This is a genomic window from Aquabacterium sp. (assembly GCF_049317225.1).
In the GTDB taxonomy this organism is placed as follows: Bacteria; Pseudomonadota; Gammaproteobacteria; order Burkholderiales; family Burkholderiaceae_C; genus Aquabacterium.
Map to the genome: position 1 here is coordinate 29,024 of NZ_JBMOIR010000023.1, position 17,715 is coordinate 46,738.

Below are 17,715 nucleotides of genomic sequence, written 5' to 3' on the forward strand. Positions count from 1 at the left end.
AAGAATCGACATGGCCAATCCCACGCCAGCCGCCATCCAGCAGTACATCGCCGACGGTTTGCACTGCACCCACCTCGAAGTCGACGGCGACGGACAGCATTTTTTCGCGACGATTGTCTCGTCTGAGTTCGAAGGCAAGTCCCGGATCCAGCGTCATCAGCGCGTCTATCAGGCCCTGGGCGATAGAATGCGGGCTGAGATTCATGCCCTGTCGATGAAGACCTTGACGCCCGACGAGTGGTCGGCGCAGGCCTGATCCGGCATCGCTCGACTTTAGTCATTCAATTTATTCAGGCGCGACCCCGCTGTGGCGGTGGCATCGCGCCCTTTGTGCTTCATGGACAAACTCCTGATTCGCGGTGGTCGCCGCCTGCAAGGCGAAGTGACGATCTCTGGCGCCAAAAATGCTGCCTTGCCCGACCTCTGCGCGACCCTGCTCAGCGCCGAGCCGGTGACGCTCGACAACGTGCCGCAACTGCAGGACGTGTCGACCACGTTCAAGCTGTTGGCCAACATGGGTGTGGTGGCGCAGCGCGATGCGGCCAATCCGGATCGCGTGACGCTCGATGCCGGGCAGGTCAACAACCCGGAAGCACCGTACGAACTGGTCAAGACCATGCGTGCGTCCATCCTGGTGCTGGGTCCCTTGCTGGCGCGCTTTGGACGCGCCCGTGTGTCCTTGCCGGGGGGGTGTGCCATTGGTTCGCGCCCGGTCGATCAGCACATCAAAGGCCTGCAGGCCATGGGGGCGCAGATCACGGTTGAGCATGGCTACATCGAGGCGCGTACGCCGGTCGATGCCCACGGTCAACCCACACGCCTGAAGGGCGCCCGGATCACCACCGACATGGTGACGGTGACCGGCACCGAGAACTTCCTCATGGCTGCGTCGCTGGCTGAGGGGGAAACCATCCTCGAAAACGCGGCGCAAGAGCCCGAAATCGTCGACCTGGCCGAGATGCTCATCGCCATGGGCGCCAAGATCGAAGGGCAGGGCACCAGTCGCATCCGCATCCAGGGTGTGGATCGCCTGCATGGTTTGACGCCGGATCGTGCGCACCAGATCATTCCCGATCGCATCGAAACCGGCACCTTCCTGTGCGCGGTGGGCGCCACGGGGGGCGACGTCTTGCTGCGCAAGGCCTTTGCCGGCCATCTGGATGCCGTGATTGAAAAGCTGCGTGAAGCGGGCGTGCAGATCGAGTCGGGTGACGACTGGATCCGCGTGCGTGCCGATGAACGACCCAAGGCTGTCGGCTTCCGTACCCGTGAATATCCGGCGTTTCCGACCGACATGCAGGCCCAGTTCATGGCGCTCAACTGCGTGGCGGACGGCACGGCCATCATTCACGAAACCATTTTTGAAAACCGCTTCATGCACGTCAACGAGCTGATCCGTCTGGGCGCCAAAATCGCCGTGGACGGTCACAGCGCGGTGGTCACGGGTGTGCCGCAACTGTCGGGTGCCACCGTCATGGCCACCGATTTGCGCGCCTCGGCCAGCCTGGTGATCGCCGGCCTGGTGGCCGACGGTGAAACCCTGGTCGATCGCATCTATCACCTCGATCGTGGTTACGACCGCATGGAAGCCAAACTGCGCGGCATTGGCGCAGACATCGAACGCGTCAAGGCCTGAAGCCCATGATCACACTTGCTCTTTCCAAAGGCCGCATCTTTGAAGAAACCCTGCCCTTGCTGGCTGCAGCAGGCATTGAGGTCGCCGAAGATCCAGAAAAGACCCGCAAGCTCATCTTGCCGACCAACCGCCCGGATGTTCGCGTGGTGCTGGTGCGCGCCACCGACGTGCCCACCTATGTCGAGTACGGCGGCGCCGACATCGGCGTGGCCGGCAAGGATGTGCTGATCGAGCACGGCGGCGAAAACCTTTACCAGCCGCTGGATCTGAACATCGCCAAGTGCCACATGAGCGTGGCCGTGCGTTCGGACTTTGATTACGCTGCCGCCGTCAAGCAAGGCTCGCGCATCCGCGTGGCCACCAAGTACACGACGATTGCCCGTGAGCACTTTGCCAACAAGGGCGTGCACGTGGACCTGATCAAGCTGTATGGCTCGATGGAGCTGGCACCGCTGACCGGCCTGGCCGATGCCATCGTGGACCTGGTGTCCACCGGCAACACTTTGCGCGCCAACAACCTGGTCGAAGTCGAGCAGATCATGAGCATCAGTTCGCGTCTGGTGGTCAACCAGGCATCGCTGAAACTCAAGCGCGAGCCCATCCGTGCGTTGATCCAGGCGTTCGAATCGGCCATCCCTGCCTGAGCTATGACGCTGATCGCGAGAACCCATCGCGGTCACGTCCCCTTTGCCCCTGATTTCTGAGATCCTTGGCACCATGACAGTCCAGATCCGCCACCTCGCCACCACGCAGCCCGATTTCGATGCCGCCTTCCAGAAGGTGCTGCATTGGTCGGCCGAGACCGATTCGGCCATCGAAGACCGTGTGGCCGCCATCCTGGCCGATGTGCGCACGCGCGGCGATGCTGCCGTGCTGGAATACACCGCGCGTTTTGATCGCCTGGACGTGGCAGACATGTCGGCGCTGGAGTTGGGCCAGGCAGAGCTCAAGGCTGCTTTTGACAGCCTGCCTGGGGTGCAGCGCGAGGCCTTGGAAAGTGCCGCAGCCCGTGTGCGCAGCTATCACGAACGCCAGAAGCAGGCTTGTGGTCTGAGCTGGTCGTACCGTGACGAAGACGGCACCTTGTTGGGTCAGAAGGTCACGCCGCTCGACCGCGTCGGCATCTACGTGCCGGGTGGCAAGGCGGCGTACCCCTCGTCCGTGTTGATGAATGCCATTCCCGCGCACGTCGCCGGTGTGGGTGAAATCATCATGGTCGTGCCCACGCCGGGTGGTGAAAAGAATCCCTTGGTGTTGGCCGCGGCCTATGTGGCCGGTGTGACCCGTGCCTTCACCATCGGTGGTGCGCAAGCCGTGGCTGCTTTGGCCTATGGCACCGCCACCGTGCCCAAGGTCGACAAGATCACCGGCCCCGGCAACGCGTACGTGGCCAGCGCCAAGAAGCACGTGTTCGGTCAGGTTGGCATCGACATGATCGCCGGCCCGTCCGAGATCCTGGTCCTGGCAGATGGCACGACGCCGCCAGACTGGGTCGCCATGGACTTGTTCAGTCAGGCTGAGCACGACGAATTGGCCCAGAGCATTCTGCTGTGCCCGGATGCGGGTTATATCGCCCAGGTCCAGGCCGAGATCGACCGCCTGTTGCCCACCATGCCACGCGCCGACATCATTCGCGCTTCGCTGGAAGGTCGTGGCGCATTGATCCTCACTCGCAACATGGAAGAAGCGTGCGAGATCAGCAACCGCATTGCGCCCGAGCACCTGGAGGTGTCCTCCAACGAACCGCACAAGTGGGAGCCGCTGCTCAAGCATGCAGGCGCCATTTTCCTGGGTGCTTACACCTCGGAGTCCTTGGGCGACTATTGCGCAGGGCCCAATCACGTGCTGCCCACCTCGGGGACGGCGCGCTTCTCCTCGCCGCTGGGTGTGTACGACTTCCAGAAGCGTTCCAGCCTGATCGAAGTCAGCGAAGCGGGCGCCCAGATTCTGGGCAAGACGGCCGCTGTGCTGGCATACGGTGAGGGCTTGCAAGCCCACGCACAGGCCGCAGAGTTCCGTTTGAAAAAGTAAGAAGCCATGAGTCTGCTCAACGTCTTCCGTCCTGATGTGCTGGCCATGCATGCCTATCACGTGCAGGACGCTGCCGGCTACATCAAGCTGGACGCCATGGAGAACCCCTTTGCCTTGCCGCCTGAACTGCAAGCCCAACTGGGTGAACGTCTGGGCAAGGTGGCGTTGAATCGCTATCCAGGCCCTCGCATCCATGACCTGCACCACGCCTTGCGCGCTCACGCCAAGGTGCCGGCCCATTGCGGGCTGGTGCTGGGCAATGGTTCCGACGAACTGATCTCATTGCTGTCGGTGGCGTGCGCTCAGCCTGGGGCCGTCGCGCTGGCGCCGCTGCCTGGGTTCGTCATGTACGAGGCGTTTGCCAAGCAAACTGGCATGCGTTTCGTGGGCGTGCCGCTGACTTCCGATTTTGAGTTGGACGTGCCGGCCATGCTGGCGGCCATTCGTGAACACAAGCCTGCGCTGACCTATCTGGCCTATCCCAACAATCCCACGGCCAATCTGTGGGATGACGCGGCCATCGAGCAAATCATCGAGGCTGTGGCGGCCAATGGCCAAGGCCTGGTGGTGATGGATGAGGCCTACCAGCCTTTCGCGTCCAAGTCCTATCTGGACCGACTGGGTCGTCACCCTCACGTGCTGCTGATGCGCACCTTGTCCAAGTTTGGCTTGGCGGGGGTGCGTCTGGGCTACATGATGGGTCGCGCCGACCTGATTGAGCAGGTTGAGAAGGTGCGTCCACCTTACAACATCAGTGTGCTCAACACCGAGGCCGCCATTTTTGCTCTGGAGCACGCTGACGAATTTGCGCGTCAGGCTGACACCATCAAGTCCGAGCGTGAGCGCCTGCTGGCCTTCCTCGCCACCGTGCCCGGCGCCAAGGCCTATCCAAGTCAGGCCAACATGATTCTGGTGCGTGTCCATGATGCGGCAGGGGCCTTTGCGGCCCTGAAAGCGCGTGGCATCCTGATCAAGAATGTGTCCGGACTGCACCATTTGCTGGCAAACTGCATCCGTCTGACCGTGGGCTTGCCCTCGGAGAATGACGCCTTGATGACGGCTTTGGCTGACATCCTGAGTGAACCTTTGATCCACCCATCCGCATGAACGCTCCCCAAACGGTGACCCCCGACTGCGCAGACCGCGTCGCAGAAGTCACCCGCAACACCGCAGAAACCCAGATCACGGTTCGTGTGAACCTGGACGGCGTTGGCACGGCCAAGCTGCATACCGGCATTGGTTTCTTCGACCACATGCTCGACCAGATCGCCCGCCATGGTCTGATTGATCTGGACATTCACGCGGTGGGTGACCTCCACATCGACGGACACCATACGGTGGAAGACGTGGGCATCACCTTGGGTCAGGCCTTTGCCAAGGCCGTGGGCGACAAAAAGGGCATTCGCCGTTATGGACACGCCTATGTGCCTCTCGATGAGGCCTTGTCTCGCGTGGTCATCGACTTCTCAGGTCGTCCCGGTCTGCACATCGACATCCCGTTCACGGCGGGGAGCATCGGCGGTTTCGATACGCAACTGACCTACGAGTTCTTCCAAGGCTTCGTCAACCATGCTGGCGTCACCTTGCACATCGACAACCTGAAGGGGGCCAACGCCCACCATCAGTGTGAAACCGTGTTCAAGGCGTTTGCACGTGCCCTGCGTGGCGCGCTCGAGCGTGATCCCCGTATGGCCGGCATCATCCCGTCCACCAAGGGTTCCTTGTGAACCTCGCCCCTCTGTTGCTTACTTTTTGACTCTCATGAGCCAGACCTCGACAGTGGCCGTCATCGATTACGGCATGGGCAATTTGCGTTCGGTGTCGCAGGCAGTGGAACACGCTGCCAAGGACCTGAACCTGAAGGTGGTGGTCACCAACGATCCCAAGGTGGTGCAGTCGGCCGAGCGCGTCGTGCTGCCCGGCCAGGGCGCCATGCGCGACTGCATGCGCGAACTGCGCGAAGCCCATGGCGGCGAGTTGCTCGGTGCTGTGCTGGACGCGGCCGCCAACAAGCCGTTGATGGGCGTGTGCGTGGGCATGCAGATGCTGCTCAACCATTCTGAAGAGCAAGACACGCCGGGCCTGGGTCTCATTCCCGGCAAGGTGATCAAGTTCCGCCTGGATGGCCTCAAGCAGCCGGATGGCAGCCGCTACAAAGTGCCGCAGATGGGGTGGAACCGTGTTCACCAGGCGCGCCATGACGGCGTGTGGGGTGGGCAGCCTCATCCGGTCTGGGCTGGTGTGCCGGACAACAGCTTTTTCTATTTCGTCCACAGTTACCATGCGGTCGTGGACAATCCCCAGCACAGCGCCGGGGAAACCGAGTACGGTGTTCGCTTTACCTGCGCCGTGGCAAGGGATAACATTTTTGCCACGCAGTTCCACCCTGAAAAAAGTGCAGAACACGGGCTGGCGCTGTACCGCAATTTCCTCCTCTGGAAACCTTAAACTGGCTTCCAGAATCTTTTTTCGATTTTTCCTCACTACCGCACCACAGCCATGCTGCTGATCCCTGCGATTGACCTGAAAGACGGCAAATGCGTTCGCCTGAAGCAAGGCGATATGAACGATTCCACCACCTTCGGCGAGGATCCTGCCGCGATGGCACGCCGTTGGCTGGATGCGGGCGCACGTCGCCTGCACCTGGTGGACCTCAATGGCGCTTTTGCCGGGCAGCCTGTGAACCAGGCCGCCATCAAGGCCATCCTGAAAGAGGTGGGCGATGAGATCCCCGTGCAATTGGGCGGCGGCATCCGTGACCTGGACACCATCGAGCGCTACCTCGACGGCGGCCTGAGCTACGTCATCATTGGCACCGCTGCGGTCAAGAACCCCGGCTTCCTGCGCGATGCCTGTACCGCCTTCGGTGGTCACATCATCGTGGGCCTGGACGCCAAGGACGGCAAAGTCGCGACCGATGGCTGGAGCAAGCTCTCCGGTCACGAAGTGGTGGACCTGGCCAAGAAGTTCGAAGACTACGGCGTCGAAGGCGTGATCTACACCGACATCGGCCGTGACGGCATGCTGTCGGGCGTGAACATCGACGCCACGGTCAAGCTGGCGCAGGCCCTGAGCATCCCCGTGATCGCCTCGGGTGGCCTGTCCAACCTGCAAGACATCGAGCGTCTGTGCGCAGTCGAGTCCGAGGGCGTGGAAGGCGTGATCTGCGGACGTGCCATCTACACCGGCGACCTCGACTTTGCCGCCGGCCAGAAGCGTGCTGACGAACTGAACGGCGGCGTCTGACGTGCTGGCCAAACGCATCATCCCCTGCCTGGATGTGACCGGTGGTCGGGTCGTCAAGGGCGTCAATTTCGTTGAGCTGCGTGATGCCGGTGATCCGGTTGAAATCGCGGCTCGCTACAACGAGCAGGGCGCCGACGAACTGACCTTCCTGGACATCACGGCCACCAGCGATGGCCGCGACCTGATCCTGCACATCATCGAAGCCGTGGCTTCGCAAGTCTTCATCCCCTTGACGGTGGGTGGGGGCGTGCGCACGGTGGAAGACGTGCGTCGCCTGCTCAATGCCGGTGCCGACAAGGTCAGCTTCAACTCTGCGGCCATTTCCAATCCTCAGGTGATCCGTGATGCGTCCGAGCGATACGGTTCGCAGTGCATCGTGGTGGCCATTGATGCCAAGAAGCGTCATGGCGACGACCTCGCCGCACGCGGACCGGGTTGGGATGTCTACAGCCACGGTGGGCGCAAGAACGTCGGTCTGGATGCCGTGGCGTGGGCTCGGCAGATGGCCGAGCATGGCGCTGGCGAGATCCTGCTGACCAGCATGGACCGTGACGGCACCAAGTCGGGGTTCGATCTCGAGTTGACCCGTTCGGTCAGCGACGCTGTGGGTGTGCCGGTGATCGCTTCCGGTGGCGTGGGTAACCTGGACCACTTGGCCGATGGCGTGCAGCAAGGCGGCGCAGATGCCGTCCTGGCGGCCAGCATCTTCCATTACGGTGAATACACCGTGGCCCAGGCCAAAGCCTTGATGGCCCAACGCGGCATCCCGGTTCGCATCTGAGCGACCGTGCAACTTGAGCCTGCCAAGCCACCGAAAGGTGGCTTTTTTCACATCTGAGGCACCCTGAGCGAGGCAATCTTGCCCGAAAACCCTAGGGTAGATCAGGTCTTGGCGAGCCCCGAGGCCGAGGCGTAAGCTGAAGCTGTCTTCGGCAACGATTCAAGGAGCGCTTCATGCCCGATAGCTATCGTTTCATGCCTTTGCCTCTGGTGGGCCTCTCTCATGCCCCACAACTTCCCTCGGTGCAGCGTACAGCGCGTCCCCAGGATCCAGCGGTTACCTTGTTCACGGACCTGCATCACAGTGCTTGTGTGGTGGCGGATCACCATGATGGATTGGACCAGACCCTGCATCTGATGATGCGCGCCGGGGTTCGCATGGTGTTCGTGTCTGGTGCCGATGGATCGCTCATCGGCATGGTGAGTGCCGAAGACATTCAGGGCGAGCGTCCCGTTCTGCATGCGGCAACACGCCGAGTCTCCCATCATGAACTGACCATTGCCGATGTCATGGTCCCGCTGTCGCAGTGGCCCACAGTGGACATGAGCGTGGTGCGCACCTCTCGTTTGGGAGACATCGCCGCCACCTTGCGCGACCATGGCTTGCGTTATCTGTTGGTTACCCAGCAGAAGAACGGTCAGACAGTGTTGCGCGGCCTGTTCTCTGCACGTCGACTGGAAATGGCGATGAGCATCACCATCGAGCCTGGGTTGCACGCACGCACCTTTGCCGAGCTTGAGCACGACTTGGCACATCACTGACGCGCCAAGTCGCTCCGGGTCACGGGTCAGGCTGGGTTGTCGATTTCAATGAACTGGTGCTGTATGCCCAGTTCATTGACCAGATGGCGACCTAACGCTTGCACACCATAGCGTTCGCTGGCATGGTGCCCGCATGCGATGAAGGCCACGCCGGATTCACGTGCGTAATGCGCCTGCGGCTCGGAAATTTCTCCGGTCAAAAATGCATCGGCACCGGCGGCGATGGCGGCTTCAAAGTAACTTTGCGCGCCGCCGCTGCACCAGGCGATCCGCTTGAGCGGGCGACCGTCACCCTCGATCAGCACGGGGGCGCGCTGCATGCGCTCCCGGACGCGCGCGGCCAACAGGTCCACGCTGGTCATCTCTTGCGCAGCGCCGATGAAACCCAGTGACTGCTCACCAAACGTCTCGTCGGCACACAAACCCAGCAAGGCACCCCACTGTGCGTTGTTGCCCAAGCCTGGGTGGGCATCCAGGGGCAGGTGGTAGGCAATCAGGTTGATGTCATGGCGAATCAGCTGTGCCAGGCGCTGCTTCATCCAGCCCGTGACACGACCATCCCGCCCGCGCCAGAACAGTCCGTGATGCACCAGAATGGCATCGGCGCCTGCGGCCACCGCTGCATTGATCAGGGCCAGACTGGCTGTGACCCCGGTGACAACCTTGCGAATCGTTGTCTTGCCCTCAACTTGTAGACCGTTCGGCCCATAATCCTTGAAGCGCTCAGGCTCCAGCAGCGATTGCAGGTGGCTGAGCAAAGCATCTCTTTCGATCACGGTGGGCCCTTTCTGGCTGGTGATATTCATGCGTCGAATCTGGTTGATTTTCTCGCAGACTGTGACAGTTGCTGTCGCTGTCGTTTTCGTGGTGTCCACTTTCCGCCCCCAGTGGATTCAGTCGATTTCCTGGCGTCAGGCGCTGCCCGGGCCGACGGTGGCGGTCGCGCCAACGCCAGCCAGTGGTGCCCTCGCTGGTAAAAGTGGCACAGCGGGTGCCAGCTTCCGCATGGCGGCACAACGTGCCGCACCCACCGTGGTCAGTGTGGTGACCAGCAACGCCGCAGCACGCAGTCCGCGCCGTGGTGATCAATGGTTTCGTTATTTCTTTGGTGACCAGGACGGGCAGCCTCAATCGGGTGTGGGCTCGGGTGTCATCGTTTCACCTGAAGGCTATGTGCTGACCAACAACCATGTGGTCGATCGCATGGACGACATTGAGGTGATGCTGACCGATGGGCGCAAAGCGCGTGCCAAAGTGATCGGCACCGACCCTGACACCGATTTGGCTGTGCTCAAGATCGATCTGGATCGCTTGCCCGCAATCACCTTCGGTAACTCGGACACCTTGTTGGTGGGCGATGCGGTCCTGGCTATCGGTAATCCGTTCGGGGTGGGGCAGACCGTCACGGCCGGGATCGTCAGCGCCTTGGGGCGCAATCAGTTGGGCATCAACACGTTTGAGAACTTCATCCAGACCGATGCGGCCATCAACCCCGGTAACTCGGGCGGGGCGCTGGTGGATGTAGATGGCAACCTTGTCGGCATCAACAGTGCCATTTATTCGCGCTCGGGCGGCAACATGGGGATCGGCTTTGCCATCCCAGTGTCTACGGCGCGCCAGGTCATGGACAGCTTGATCAAGGACGGACAGGTGACCCGTGGCTGGATCGGCGTGGAACCCCGTGATCTGACCCCTGAAATTGCCGAAACCTTCAACCTGCCCTTGAAAGAAGGGGTGCTCATCACCGGCGTGTTGCACAACGGTCCCGCAGCCGTGGGTGGCATCCGCCCGGGCGACGTGGTGGTTCAAGTGGCCGACACCAAGGTGGCCAACACCGCGCAATTGCTGAACGCTGTGGCTTTGCTGCGGCCCGGCCAATCGGCCAAGTTGCGCGTGCAGCGAGGCGGTGAGGTGCTCAACGTCGACGTGGTCGTGGCCAAGCGCCCGCACATGGCCGTGTCGCCCCGCCAAGACGGCGACGAGCAGTGAGTGAGCGGATCAACTGGCGCTGTCTTCTGACGGCGCCTGTGTGTGCTTGACGAACAACTGCGCGGCCCAAATGCCTGCTTCGTAAAGCAAGCACATCGGGATGGCCAGTGCCAGTTGTGACACCACGTCAGGAGGGGTCACCACGGCGGCGATCACGAAGGCGATGACGATGAAGTAGCTGCGGAATTCGCGCAGCTTTTGCACCGATACCATGCCCATGCGCACGAGGATGACCAAGACCACCGGCACCTCGAAAGCGGCGCCAAACGCAAGGAACATGTTGAGCACGAAGCTCAGGTAGGCCTCAATGTCAGGGGCGGCCGTGATGCTTTTGGGTGCAAACGACTGGATAAAGGTGAATACCTTCCCGAACACGAAGAAGTAGCAAAAGCCCACACCCAGGAAGAACAGTAGGGTGCTGGAAACGATCAGTGGCAGCACCAGTTTCTTTTCGTGGCTGTACAGACCCGGAGCAACAAAGGCCCAGATCTGATACAGCACCGCGGGCAGAGCCAGCATGAAGGCAGCCAGCATGGTGACCTTGATGGGCACCATGAAGGGTGAGATCGGGTTGGTGGCAATCAGCGTGGCGCCCTTGGGCAGGTGTTGCACCAGGGGCATGGCCAGCAAGTCATACAAGCCCGATGGCGACGGGTAGATGGCCAGCACAATGAAGGCCACGCCAATTGCCATCAAGGCACGCACCAGCCGATCGCGCAGTTCGATCAGGTGGGAGACAAAAGGCTGCTCGGTGCCGTCGAGCTCATCAGGGCGTGGGTTGTCGCTCACAGGGATCAGTCAATGCTTGAGTGCTTCACCGCGAACGCGGCCGGAAGCGTGCCACGCGCGCGGCACCCGACTGGATGTGTCGGCGCACGCCATGGCGTTGTTTGTACCAAAGCGGCGTCGCGCCTCGCTTGAGCCGCCAATTCTTGCGGACACGCTTGCCGTCATCTGTGTAAGGCAGATCGGGCAGGTCGTTGTAGTAACCCGGGCCGCTCGTGGTCTGGTGCTGTTCGCCCAAGGCCTGGGCAGCCTCTTTCAGCCCGTCGGAGACCGACGCATTGATGTCCCGTGCAGCGTTTTCCATGCCCGTTTTCATCTTCTTGAGCTCTTCCAGCTCGATGGAACGGTTCACTTCGCTTTGCACCTGTGACACATAGCGCTGGGCCTTGCCAATCAGCAAGCCCACCGTGCGGGCGACGCGAGGCAGCCTTTCCGGACCGATGACGATCAGGGCCACTGCGCCAATGAGGGCGATTTTGTCAATACCAAAGTCGATCATGCGTCAGATCCCGCCAAGCGGAGAGGGCGAGGGGACTCAGGACTTGGTCTTGGCGTCGACGTCGACCGTGTTGGCGTCGTTGCGCGTGGCGTTGGTCACTTGCTGCTGTGCGGCGTCGGCCGAGGTGGTGCCGTCACGCATGCCGTCCTTGAAACCCTTGACGGCGGCGCCCAGATCGGTGCCCACGTTCTTGAGCTTCTTGGTGCCGAACACCAGAACCACGATGACCAGAACAATCAGCCAGTGCCAAATGCTGAACGAACCCATGATGTACTCCAGTTAGGGCGCAGAGGACCCAAAATAAACGTTGATCAGGCTGCAGCACCAGGCTTGGACTGGCGCGATGCAAATTCTTCCAGGCCAGACAGGCCTTCGCGGCGCGCCAATTCGGCCACCACATCGTTTGGGCCGACGCCCAGATGGGCCATGGCGACCATTGAGTGGAACCACAGGTCAGCGAACTCGCCCACCAAGGCCTTGCGGTGCTCGGGGCTGGCCTCGGCGGCCATGTCCTTGGCGGCCAGTACGGTTTCCGTGGCTTCCTCGCCCACCTTCTTCAGGATGGTGTCCGTGCCTTTGTGAAACAGGCGTGCGACGTAGCTCTTGTCAGGGTCGCCACCTTTGCGCGACTCAATGACGGCTGCCACACGGTTCAGCACGTCCAAGGTATCCAGCGAGGCGGTCATTTGTAAATGTGTTCAGGATCTTTGAGAACAGGGTCGATAGCGACCCATTGGCCATTGTCGTACTTCTGGAAGAAACAACTGTGACGGCCAGTGTGACAGGCTATGCCAGGTTCGTGACCGAGTTGTGTCACGCGCAACAGCACGACATCGTTGTCACAATCCATGCGGATGGCATGCACTTTCTGGATGTGGCCGGATTCTTCGCCCTTGTGCCAGAGCTTTTTGCGCGAGCGGCTCCAATACACGGCTTCACCGCGTTCAGCGGTCAAGGCCAGTGCCTCCCGGTTCATCCAGGCAAACATCAGCACGTCACCCGTGCTGTCTTCCTGGGCAATGACCGGCACCAAGCCGTTTTCATCCCAGCGGATTTCATCTAACCAAGTCATAGGTGGGGAGTGTAGCAATCGAGGGGCCAGATGACGCTCGAAGGGATGGAAGGCATCACAATATCCTTATCTCAAACCCTCATGAAGGATTCGGTTCGTGTCTGCTCGGGATGAAGCAAGCTTGCCGCTGCTGGCGGTCACCATGGGGGATGCCTGTGGCATTGGCCCCGAGATCATCGCCAAGTGGTGGCAAGGGCGCCCCGCCGCGCTGGTCATCGGTTGTCCCGTCGTGATGCGGCGTGCCGTACTGAGCGTGGGGCGGGGGGCCGAACTTCGGGTGGTGCCCGTGGCGTCGGTGGGAGAGGTGGCAGGCCTGTTGGCTGGGGACATGGCTGTGCTGAAGCCGCCCGGTTTGCCGGCCGACGTGATCGATGCGCCTGTGGGGCAGATTGATGCGCGCGCGGGCCGTGCGGCAGCGGCGAGCATTCGTGAGGCCGTTCGCCTGGCGCAGCAGGGGTTGGTGGCTGGCATCGTCACGGCACCGCTGCACAAAGAGGCCTTGTCGCTGGCGGGTGAGCCATATCCTGGCCATACCGAGTTGCTGCAGGCAGAGGGTGCCCCGCCCGGGCAGCCGCCCGCTCCCGTGCGCATGATGTTGGCCAACGATCAGCTCAAAACCGTGTTGGTCACCATCCACGTCTCGTTGCGACAGGCCATCGAACAGGTGACCTATGACGCTGTGCTGGAAACGTTGCGGATCACGCATGGCAGCGCGCGCCTGTGGGGGCAGCCGTCGCCACGCATTGCTGTCGCGGGCTTGAACCCGCATGCCGGGGAGGGGGGGCTGTTTGGTGACGAAGAGTTGCGCATCATCAGCCCGGCCATTGAGGCGGCTCGCGCCATGGGCATCGATGCCAGTGGCCCTTATGCCCCGGACACCGTGTTCATGCGTGCGCGGCATGCGCCGCCCGCGCACACGGGCGAGTTTGACGTCGTGGTCGCGATGTACCACGACCAAGGGCTCATTCCGGTGAAGTACCTGGGGCTGGATCAGGGGGTCAATGTCACCCTGGGCTTGCCGTTTGTGCGCACCAGTCCGGATCACGGCACAGCCTTCGACCTGGCTGGGACGGGGCGGGCCGACGAATCCAGTCTGGCCGAGGCTGCGCGCATGGCGCGCCTGCTGGTCTCGGGGCGTCAGGCAGCGCCGGCTGCGCGAGACTGACTGCGCAGTGCAGCCAGTTGGCGGCGGGCGCGCACCGTGGCGCGCTCGATCAGCTCGGACTGTTCAAAGGCCTTGAAGCGGCCGGTTTCGCACATCTTGGCAAGCGTGCGGCCAGTCAGCGAAATGGTCTGCTTGTGCATCTGCCCGTGCGTGAAGATGAAGAAGGTGCGGCCATCGCTCACCCAGGTCAGACGCACCTTTTTCCACTGGCCCTGCATCATCATTTGGTACGGCGTGCCCTTCTGGATGTGGTGCACCAATTGCAGCCCCGCAGAGGGCGGCGGCGGGATGTCCAGATTGATATCGATGTCGCTCAGGCTGGGGTCGGCCTCGCCTGGCAAATCCAGGTTGATGTCGAGATCACCCTCTGCGCTCAGTGCGGCTTCGGGGACGAAGCCGGCTTGCTGGACTTCCTCGGGGGAGAGTGCCGAGGCCACCGTCAAGGTCGGTGCTTCGCCCAACTGATCCAGAGATGACGGCAGCGGATCGTTGGCCGCTTCTTCTCTGGATGGAATGGAGATCTGTTCGACCTGATGAAGGCGTTGCTCCAGCAGTCGTGTGGTCAATTCGTGAGGCGGTGCCGCCTTCAGACCGGCCGCGTGAGCCGGCAACAACTGCGCAAAGAACTGCTGCTTGGCGGACTCTGACCACTGAATCATGGCCAGACCCTCGTTCAGGTCCTTCATCAGTTGCGGCAGCCGCAGCAGAAACTCCTTGCGCAGCTGTGGGCTGCCCTTGGGCTGCACGCTGAGCGCCAGATCATGACCTGCACGTTTCATGCGTTGTGCCAAAGGCGAGTCTGGGCCGCCGTGCGCGAGAGCCATGACCTGTACCTGACTCCAGATCTGCGAGAGGAAGTCGCGCACGAACTCCGGCATTTCGACGTCCAGCAGTTCGCGCTTCAGGATCTGCATGTAGCGCTGCTGAACGCGCAAATCGGCTTCCTTGCCGCTGAGCAACTCTGCGACGGCCGCATGCTCGGCGGCATCACGCGCACTTTCGGCATCAATGAACGATTCCAGCTCTTTCAGCTTGGCGTCATACACATCCATGCGGTCGAAATCGCCATCGACGATCTCGTTGACCAATTCGGTGATGCGGTCGAGGCAAGCCTTGCCCGGTCCTTGGTCGTAGTCATCAAATGACGCCGACAGTGTGGCCATGCGGTTCACGAAGCGCCGAACCGGATGCTTGCGCGAGTTGAAGAAGGTCATGTCGCCCAACGCGACACGCAGCACGGGCATTTGCAGCCGGGCAATCTGCCGTGCCATCTGGGGGGCTACCTTCGGGTCAGAGAGCACCTGATCGAACAGCGCTGCCACGATGTCGATCACCATCTGGTCGATGGCAGCACCGCCGCTGGCCTTGATCAGTTCATCGCGGTGAACCCTGATCAGATTGGCGGCCATCAGGGGGCCGGCAAACCCGGCAGCTCCTGCGGCATCGGTAGCTGACGCACCCGGGAAACCGATGCCGGGTGTCGAGTACCCGGCAGCAGCCAGCGTGTCCCAACCGGACGGACCCGCCTGTTGCGTGATCTGGCGGAGCAGGTTTTGGAAGTCGGCGCTGACGGGGGGCAAAGGCGCGCCGCTTGTACGGGGTGCCCAGCCCAATGGCGCGAGCCCGGACTGCGCACCAGTGGTGGTGTTGGGCATGCTGACGCCGAACATTTCACCCAGCGCCTGTGCTGCGCGCAGATGGGCCTCGGGCGGGGGCGAGGAAGTCATCCGGCCCGACTGCGTTTCGCCAAAAGCGCCGCTGCGGGTGGACGACGCTCCCAACTCGCCTTGCTCTGAGTTGGTGGTGCCCCCGGACGACGTGCCGCTCAGTCCGGCGAACATGGAGTTGTTGGGGGCTGCAGTACGCTGGAGCGTCATGGCCAGTGGCTGCACGCCCTGGGTCCGCATGTCGGCCGCCAGTTGCTTGTAGCAGGCGTCGAGTTCCGGGCCGAGTGTGCGGGCTAACTGTCCTGCCAGGACCTGGAGCGATTCTTCGTCGCAGCCGGCTTCGGCCATGGCATCCAGCAGTGCGCGCGTGATCTTCTGTGGCCGCAGTGGGTTGCGATCCGGGCTGGCATCGCCGACCAACGAGGCGATGAAGCTGCCGACCGACTCGAAAGCATTGTCGCAGTCGGCCAGAACGGTGCGGGCCATGCGATCGGCCATCACGCCCCGTTCAACCTCGTCGTTGTCGACCAGCGAGAGCGAAGCCCAGTCTGTTGCATCTGGGCCGTTGCTCAAGGTGCCTTGCTGGCTGTTGCGACCACCTCGGGTCACTTGGCTTTCGATGGCGCGATCAAACGATGATTTGATCGCGCTGCCCTTCAGGCGCAAGACGCGATCAGCCTCGTTCAGTACCTGCCGTTGGGCGTTATTGGTGGCGGACAAGGCCAAGGGGCCCAACTGCGTGGCCAGCTTGTCCAGGGTGGACGACACCGTCACCTTGATGCGGCCCACGGCGGCCTGCAAAACGGTTTCGAGACGATGGTCTGTCACGCAAACATCCAATCACTGCAAAGTTGATGAGGTGAGAAGCACGGAGCGCTCCGCGCGGAGCCCCGTTATCGTAGGTTATCGACCGCCGGCGCTGCGGCTTTCGTGCTTTTGCAAACTGTCACCAATTTTGAATGATGAAAGCTGCGCAAGCCCGCTGACCAAGCGCCTGACTTTGTAAAGGTTAACCATTTCAGATCATCCCTTTACTTTTGAGTGCATCAAATTCGTGTGCATTGGTGAAAAAACGCATGAGGATGGCAGCGGTGGGGCGACGACGAGGTAGCCTCTCTGGATGCGTCTCGTCTGGTGCCGGCTGTTGCGAAAAAGTTGCAGGCTGTTTTGTGCGATGTTTGAGCAACCTTGATGAGACTAGGTAATTAACCCTGTTGGCGTCCGTTAGAATACGAGGTTGACCCCAAACCTCTGTCATCGTCCCATCAGTCCCTGAGGATACCCATGAGCAACAAGCCAGTGGATCAAAGCCGTCGGACCTGGGTGACCATGGCCTGCGCCGCCGGTGGCGTGGGCGGCGTGGCCACCGCCATCCCCTTCGTTTCGACATTCCAACCTTCCGAGCGTGCTCGTGCTGCCGGTGCCGCCGTTGAGGCTGATATCAGCGCCCTGAAACCGGGCGAAATGATGACAGTCGAATGGCGCGGCAAGCCCGTGTGGATCATGCGCCGCACGCCCGAGCAGCTGGCTGCTCTGGCCAAAATCGAAGGCCAGCTGACGGACCCCAAGTCCGAGCTGAAGCCTGAAGAGTGCCCCGAGTACGCCCGCAATGCGCACCGCTCGATCAAGCCAGAGTACCTGGTGACGGTCGGCATCTGTACGCACCTGGGTTGCTCGCCTTCGTCGAAGTTCCAGACCGGTCCTCAGCCTTCGCTGCCGGACGACTGGCAAGGTGGCTTCCTGTGCCCCTGCCACGGTTCGACCTTTGACCTGGCTGGCCGCGTGTTCAAGAACAAGCCCGCGCCCACCAACCTTGAAGTTCCTCCCCACATGTACCTGTCTGACACCAAGCTGCTGATTGGTGAAGACAAGAAGGCCTGATCGGAGATAAACAATGGCTGAATTCAAGCAAGCGCCTGCGGGCGCCTCGGCAGGCGAGAAGTTCATGACCTGGATCGACAATCGATTCCCGGCCACGAAGATGTACAAGGAGCACATGTCCGAGTACTACGCGCCGAAGAACTTCAACTTCTGGTACTTCTTTGGCTCGCTGGCCATGCTGGTGCTGGTGATCCAGATCGT

19 protein-coding genes and 3 pseudogenes are annotated in these 17,715 nt (G+C 61.6%); 14 read left to right on the forward strand and 8 right to left on the reverse strand.

From position 1 onward, the window contains the following. Positions 1-10: 10 nt before the first annotated feature. The 10 genes from ACOYNB_RS12675 to ACOYNB_RS12720 all read left to right on the forward strand — a co-directional run bounded on the left by ACOYNB_RS12675 (position 11) and on the right by ACOYNB_RS12720 (position 8,455). Positions 11-256, forward strand: a complete 246-nt coding sequence (locus ACOYNB_RS12675) for a BolA family protein (protein ID WP_422839392.1) — start codon at positions 11-13, stop codon at positions 254-256. A gap of 81 nt (positions 257-337) precedes the next feature. Then, the gene (murA, locus tag ACOYNB_RS12680; protein WP_422839393.1) at positions 338-1,636 is read left to right on the forward strand and encodes a UDP-N-acetylglucosamine 1-carboxyvinyltransferase; all 1,299 of its coding nucleotides are present in this window, start codon (positions 338-340) and stop codon (positions 1,634-1,636) included. Between the two features lie 5 nt (positions 1,637-1,641). Further along, entirely contained in the window at positions 1,642-2,280 is a 639-nt protein-coding gene (gene hisG, locus ACOYNB_RS12685) for an ATP phosphoribosyltransferase (RefSeq protein ID WP_422839394.1), read from the forward strand. A gap of 73 nt (positions 2,281-2,353) precedes the next feature. Continuing rightward, positions 2,354-3,667 carry a histidinol dehydrogenase gene (gene hisD, locus ACOYNB_RS12690; RefSeq protein WP_422839395.1) on the forward strand — a complete coding sequence of 438 codons (1,314 nt, stop codon included), beginning with the start codon at positions 2,354-2,356 and terminating at the stop codon, positions 3,665-3,667. Between the two features lie 6 nt (positions 3,668-3,673). After that, entirely contained in the window at positions 3,674-4,774 is a 1,101-nt protein-coding gene (gene hisC / locus ACOYNB_RS12695) for a histidinol-phosphate transaminase (RefSeq protein WP_422839396.1), read from the forward strand. Next, positions 4,771-5,394 carry an imidazoleglycerol-phosphate dehydratase HisB gene (gene hisB / locus ACOYNB_RS12700; RefSeq protein ID WP_422839397.1) on the forward strand — a complete coding sequence of 208 codons (624 nt, stop codon included), beginning with the start codon at positions 4,771-4,773 and terminating at the stop codon, positions 5,392-5,394. Before hisC ends, hisB begins: the two co-directional genes overlap by 4 nt. Before the next feature lie 34 nt (positions 5,395-5,428). Then, positions 5,429-6,115, forward strand: a complete 687-nt coding sequence (hisH, locus tag ACOYNB_RS12705; protein WP_422839398.1) for an imidazole glycerol phosphate synthase subunit HisH — start codon at positions 5,429-5,431, stop codon at positions 6,113-6,115. 51 nt (positions 6,116-6,166) lie between these two features. Further along, positions 6,167-6,913 (forward strand): 1-(5-phosphoribosyl)-5-[(5-phosphoribosylamino)methylideneamino]imidazole-4-carboxamide isomerase, encoded by a 747-nt coding sequence (gene hisA / locus ACOYNB_RS12710; protein WP_420817296.1) that lies wholly within the window; start codon positions 6,167-6,169, stop codon positions 6,911-6,913. Between the two features lies 1 nt (position 6,914). Beyond that, on the forward strand, positions 6,915-7,694 hold the full coding sequence (hisF, locus tag ACOYNB_RS12715) for an imidazole glycerol phosphate synthase subunit HisF (protein WP_422839399.1): 780 nt from the start codon (positions 6,915-6,917) through the stop codon (positions 7,692-7,694). A 173-nt stretch (positions 7,695-7,867) separates the two neighbouring features. Next, positions 7,868-8,455, forward strand: coding sequence for a CBS domain-containing protein (locus ACOYNB_RS12720; protein ID WP_422839400.1), 588 nt, complete (start codon positions 7,868-7,870; stop codon positions 8,453-8,455). 26 nt (positions 8,456-8,481) lie between these two features. Here the strand turns inward: ACOYNB_RS12720 and ACOYNB_RS12725 are convergent, their stop codons facing one another. Next, on the reverse strand, positions 8,482-9,261 hold the full coding sequence (locus tag ACOYNB_RS12725; RefSeq protein ID WP_422839401.1) for a Nif3-like dinuclear metal center hexameric protein: 780 nt from the start codon (positions 9,259-9,261) through the stop codon (positions 8,482-8,484). Here ACOYNB_RS12725 and ACOYNB_RS12730 point away from each other — a divergent pair. Next, on the forward strand, positions 9,260-10,444 hold the full coding sequence (locus ACOYNB_RS12730; protein ID WP_422839402.1) for a S1C family serine protease: 1,185 nt from the start codon (positions 9,260-9,262) through the stop codon (positions 10,442-10,444). The genes ACOYNB_RS12725 and ACOYNB_RS12730 overlap by 2 nt on opposite strands. A 9-nt stretch (positions 10,445-10,453) precedes the next feature. Here the strand turns inward: ACOYNB_RS12730 and tatC are convergent, their stop codons facing one another. From tatC to hisI, 6 genes and pseudogenes are all read right to left on the reverse strand, one after another. After that, positions 10,454-11,233: a twin-arginine translocase subunit TatC gene (gene tatC, locus ACOYNB_RS12735; RefSeq protein ID WP_422839403.1), complete on the reverse strand. Its 780-nt coding sequence runs from the start codon at positions 11,231-11,233 to the stop codon at positions 10,454-10,456. A gap of 25 nt (positions 11,234-11,258) precedes the next feature. After that, positions 11,259-11,384 (reverse strand): annotated as a pseudogene (gene tatB / locus ACOYNB_RS12740) (twin-arginine translocase subunit TatB); the annotation flags it as partial. A gap of 98 nt (positions 11,385-11,482) precedes the next feature. Continuing rightward, positions 11,483-11,729: pseudogene (gene tatB, locus ACOYNB_RS12745) on the reverse strand (Sec-independent protein translocase protein TatB); the annotation flags it as partial. 36 nt (positions 11,730-11,765) lie between these two features. Beyond that, positions 11,766-11,996, reverse strand: coding sequence for a Sec-independent protein translocase subunit TatA (gene tatA / locus ACOYNB_RS12750; protein ID WP_422839404.1), 231 nt, complete (start codon positions 11,994-11,996; stop codon positions 11,766-11,768). Positions 11,997-12,040: 44 nt separating this feature from the next. Beyond that, complete coding sequence (locus tag ACOYNB_RS12755) at positions 12,041-12,415, reverse strand: phosphoribosyl-ATP diphosphatase (protein WP_422839405.1); 375 nt, start codon at positions 12,413-12,415, stop codon at positions 12,041-12,043. Beyond that, positions 12,412-12,801, reverse strand: coding sequence for a phosphoribosyl-AMP cyclohydrolase (hisI, locus tag ACOYNB_RS12760; RefSeq protein ID WP_374259100.1), 390 nt, complete (start codon positions 12,799-12,801; stop codon positions 12,412-12,414). Before hisI ends, ACOYNB_RS12755 begins: the two co-directional genes overlap by 4 nt. Before the next feature lie 142 nt (positions 12,802-12,943). Between hisI and pdxA the strand changes: the two genes are divergently transcribed. Continuing rightward, positions 12,944-13,966 (forward strand): 4-hydroxythreonine-4-phosphate dehydrogenase PdxA, encoded by a 1,023-nt coding sequence (pdxA, locus tag ACOYNB_RS12765; RefSeq protein ID WP_422839408.1) that lies wholly within the window; start codon positions 12,944-12,946, stop codon positions 13,964-13,966. Here the strand turns inward: pdxA and ACOYNB_RS12770 are convergent. Next, positions 13,939-16,461 (reverse strand): DUF1631 family protein, encoded by a 2,523-nt coding sequence (locus ACOYNB_RS12770; RefSeq protein ID WP_422839406.1) that lies wholly within the window; start codon positions 16,459-16,461, stop codon positions 13,939-13,941. The two genes, pdxA and ACOYNB_RS12770, sit on opposite strands and share 28 nt — an antisense overlap. 456 nt (positions 16,462-16,917) lie before the next feature. Between ACOYNB_RS12770 and petA the strand changes: the two genes are divergently transcribed. Beyond that, positions 16,918-17,514: a ubiquinol-cytochrome c reductase iron-sulfur subunit gene (gene petA, locus ACOYNB_RS12775; RefSeq protein ID WP_374259098.1), complete on the forward strand. Its 597-nt coding sequence runs from the start codon at positions 16,918-16,920 to the stop codon at positions 17,512-17,514. Positions 17,515-17,527: 13 nt separating this feature from the next. Then, positions 17,528-17,715 (forward strand): annotated as a pseudogene (locus ACOYNB_RS12780) (cytochrome bc complex cytochrome b subunit); the annotation flags it as partial.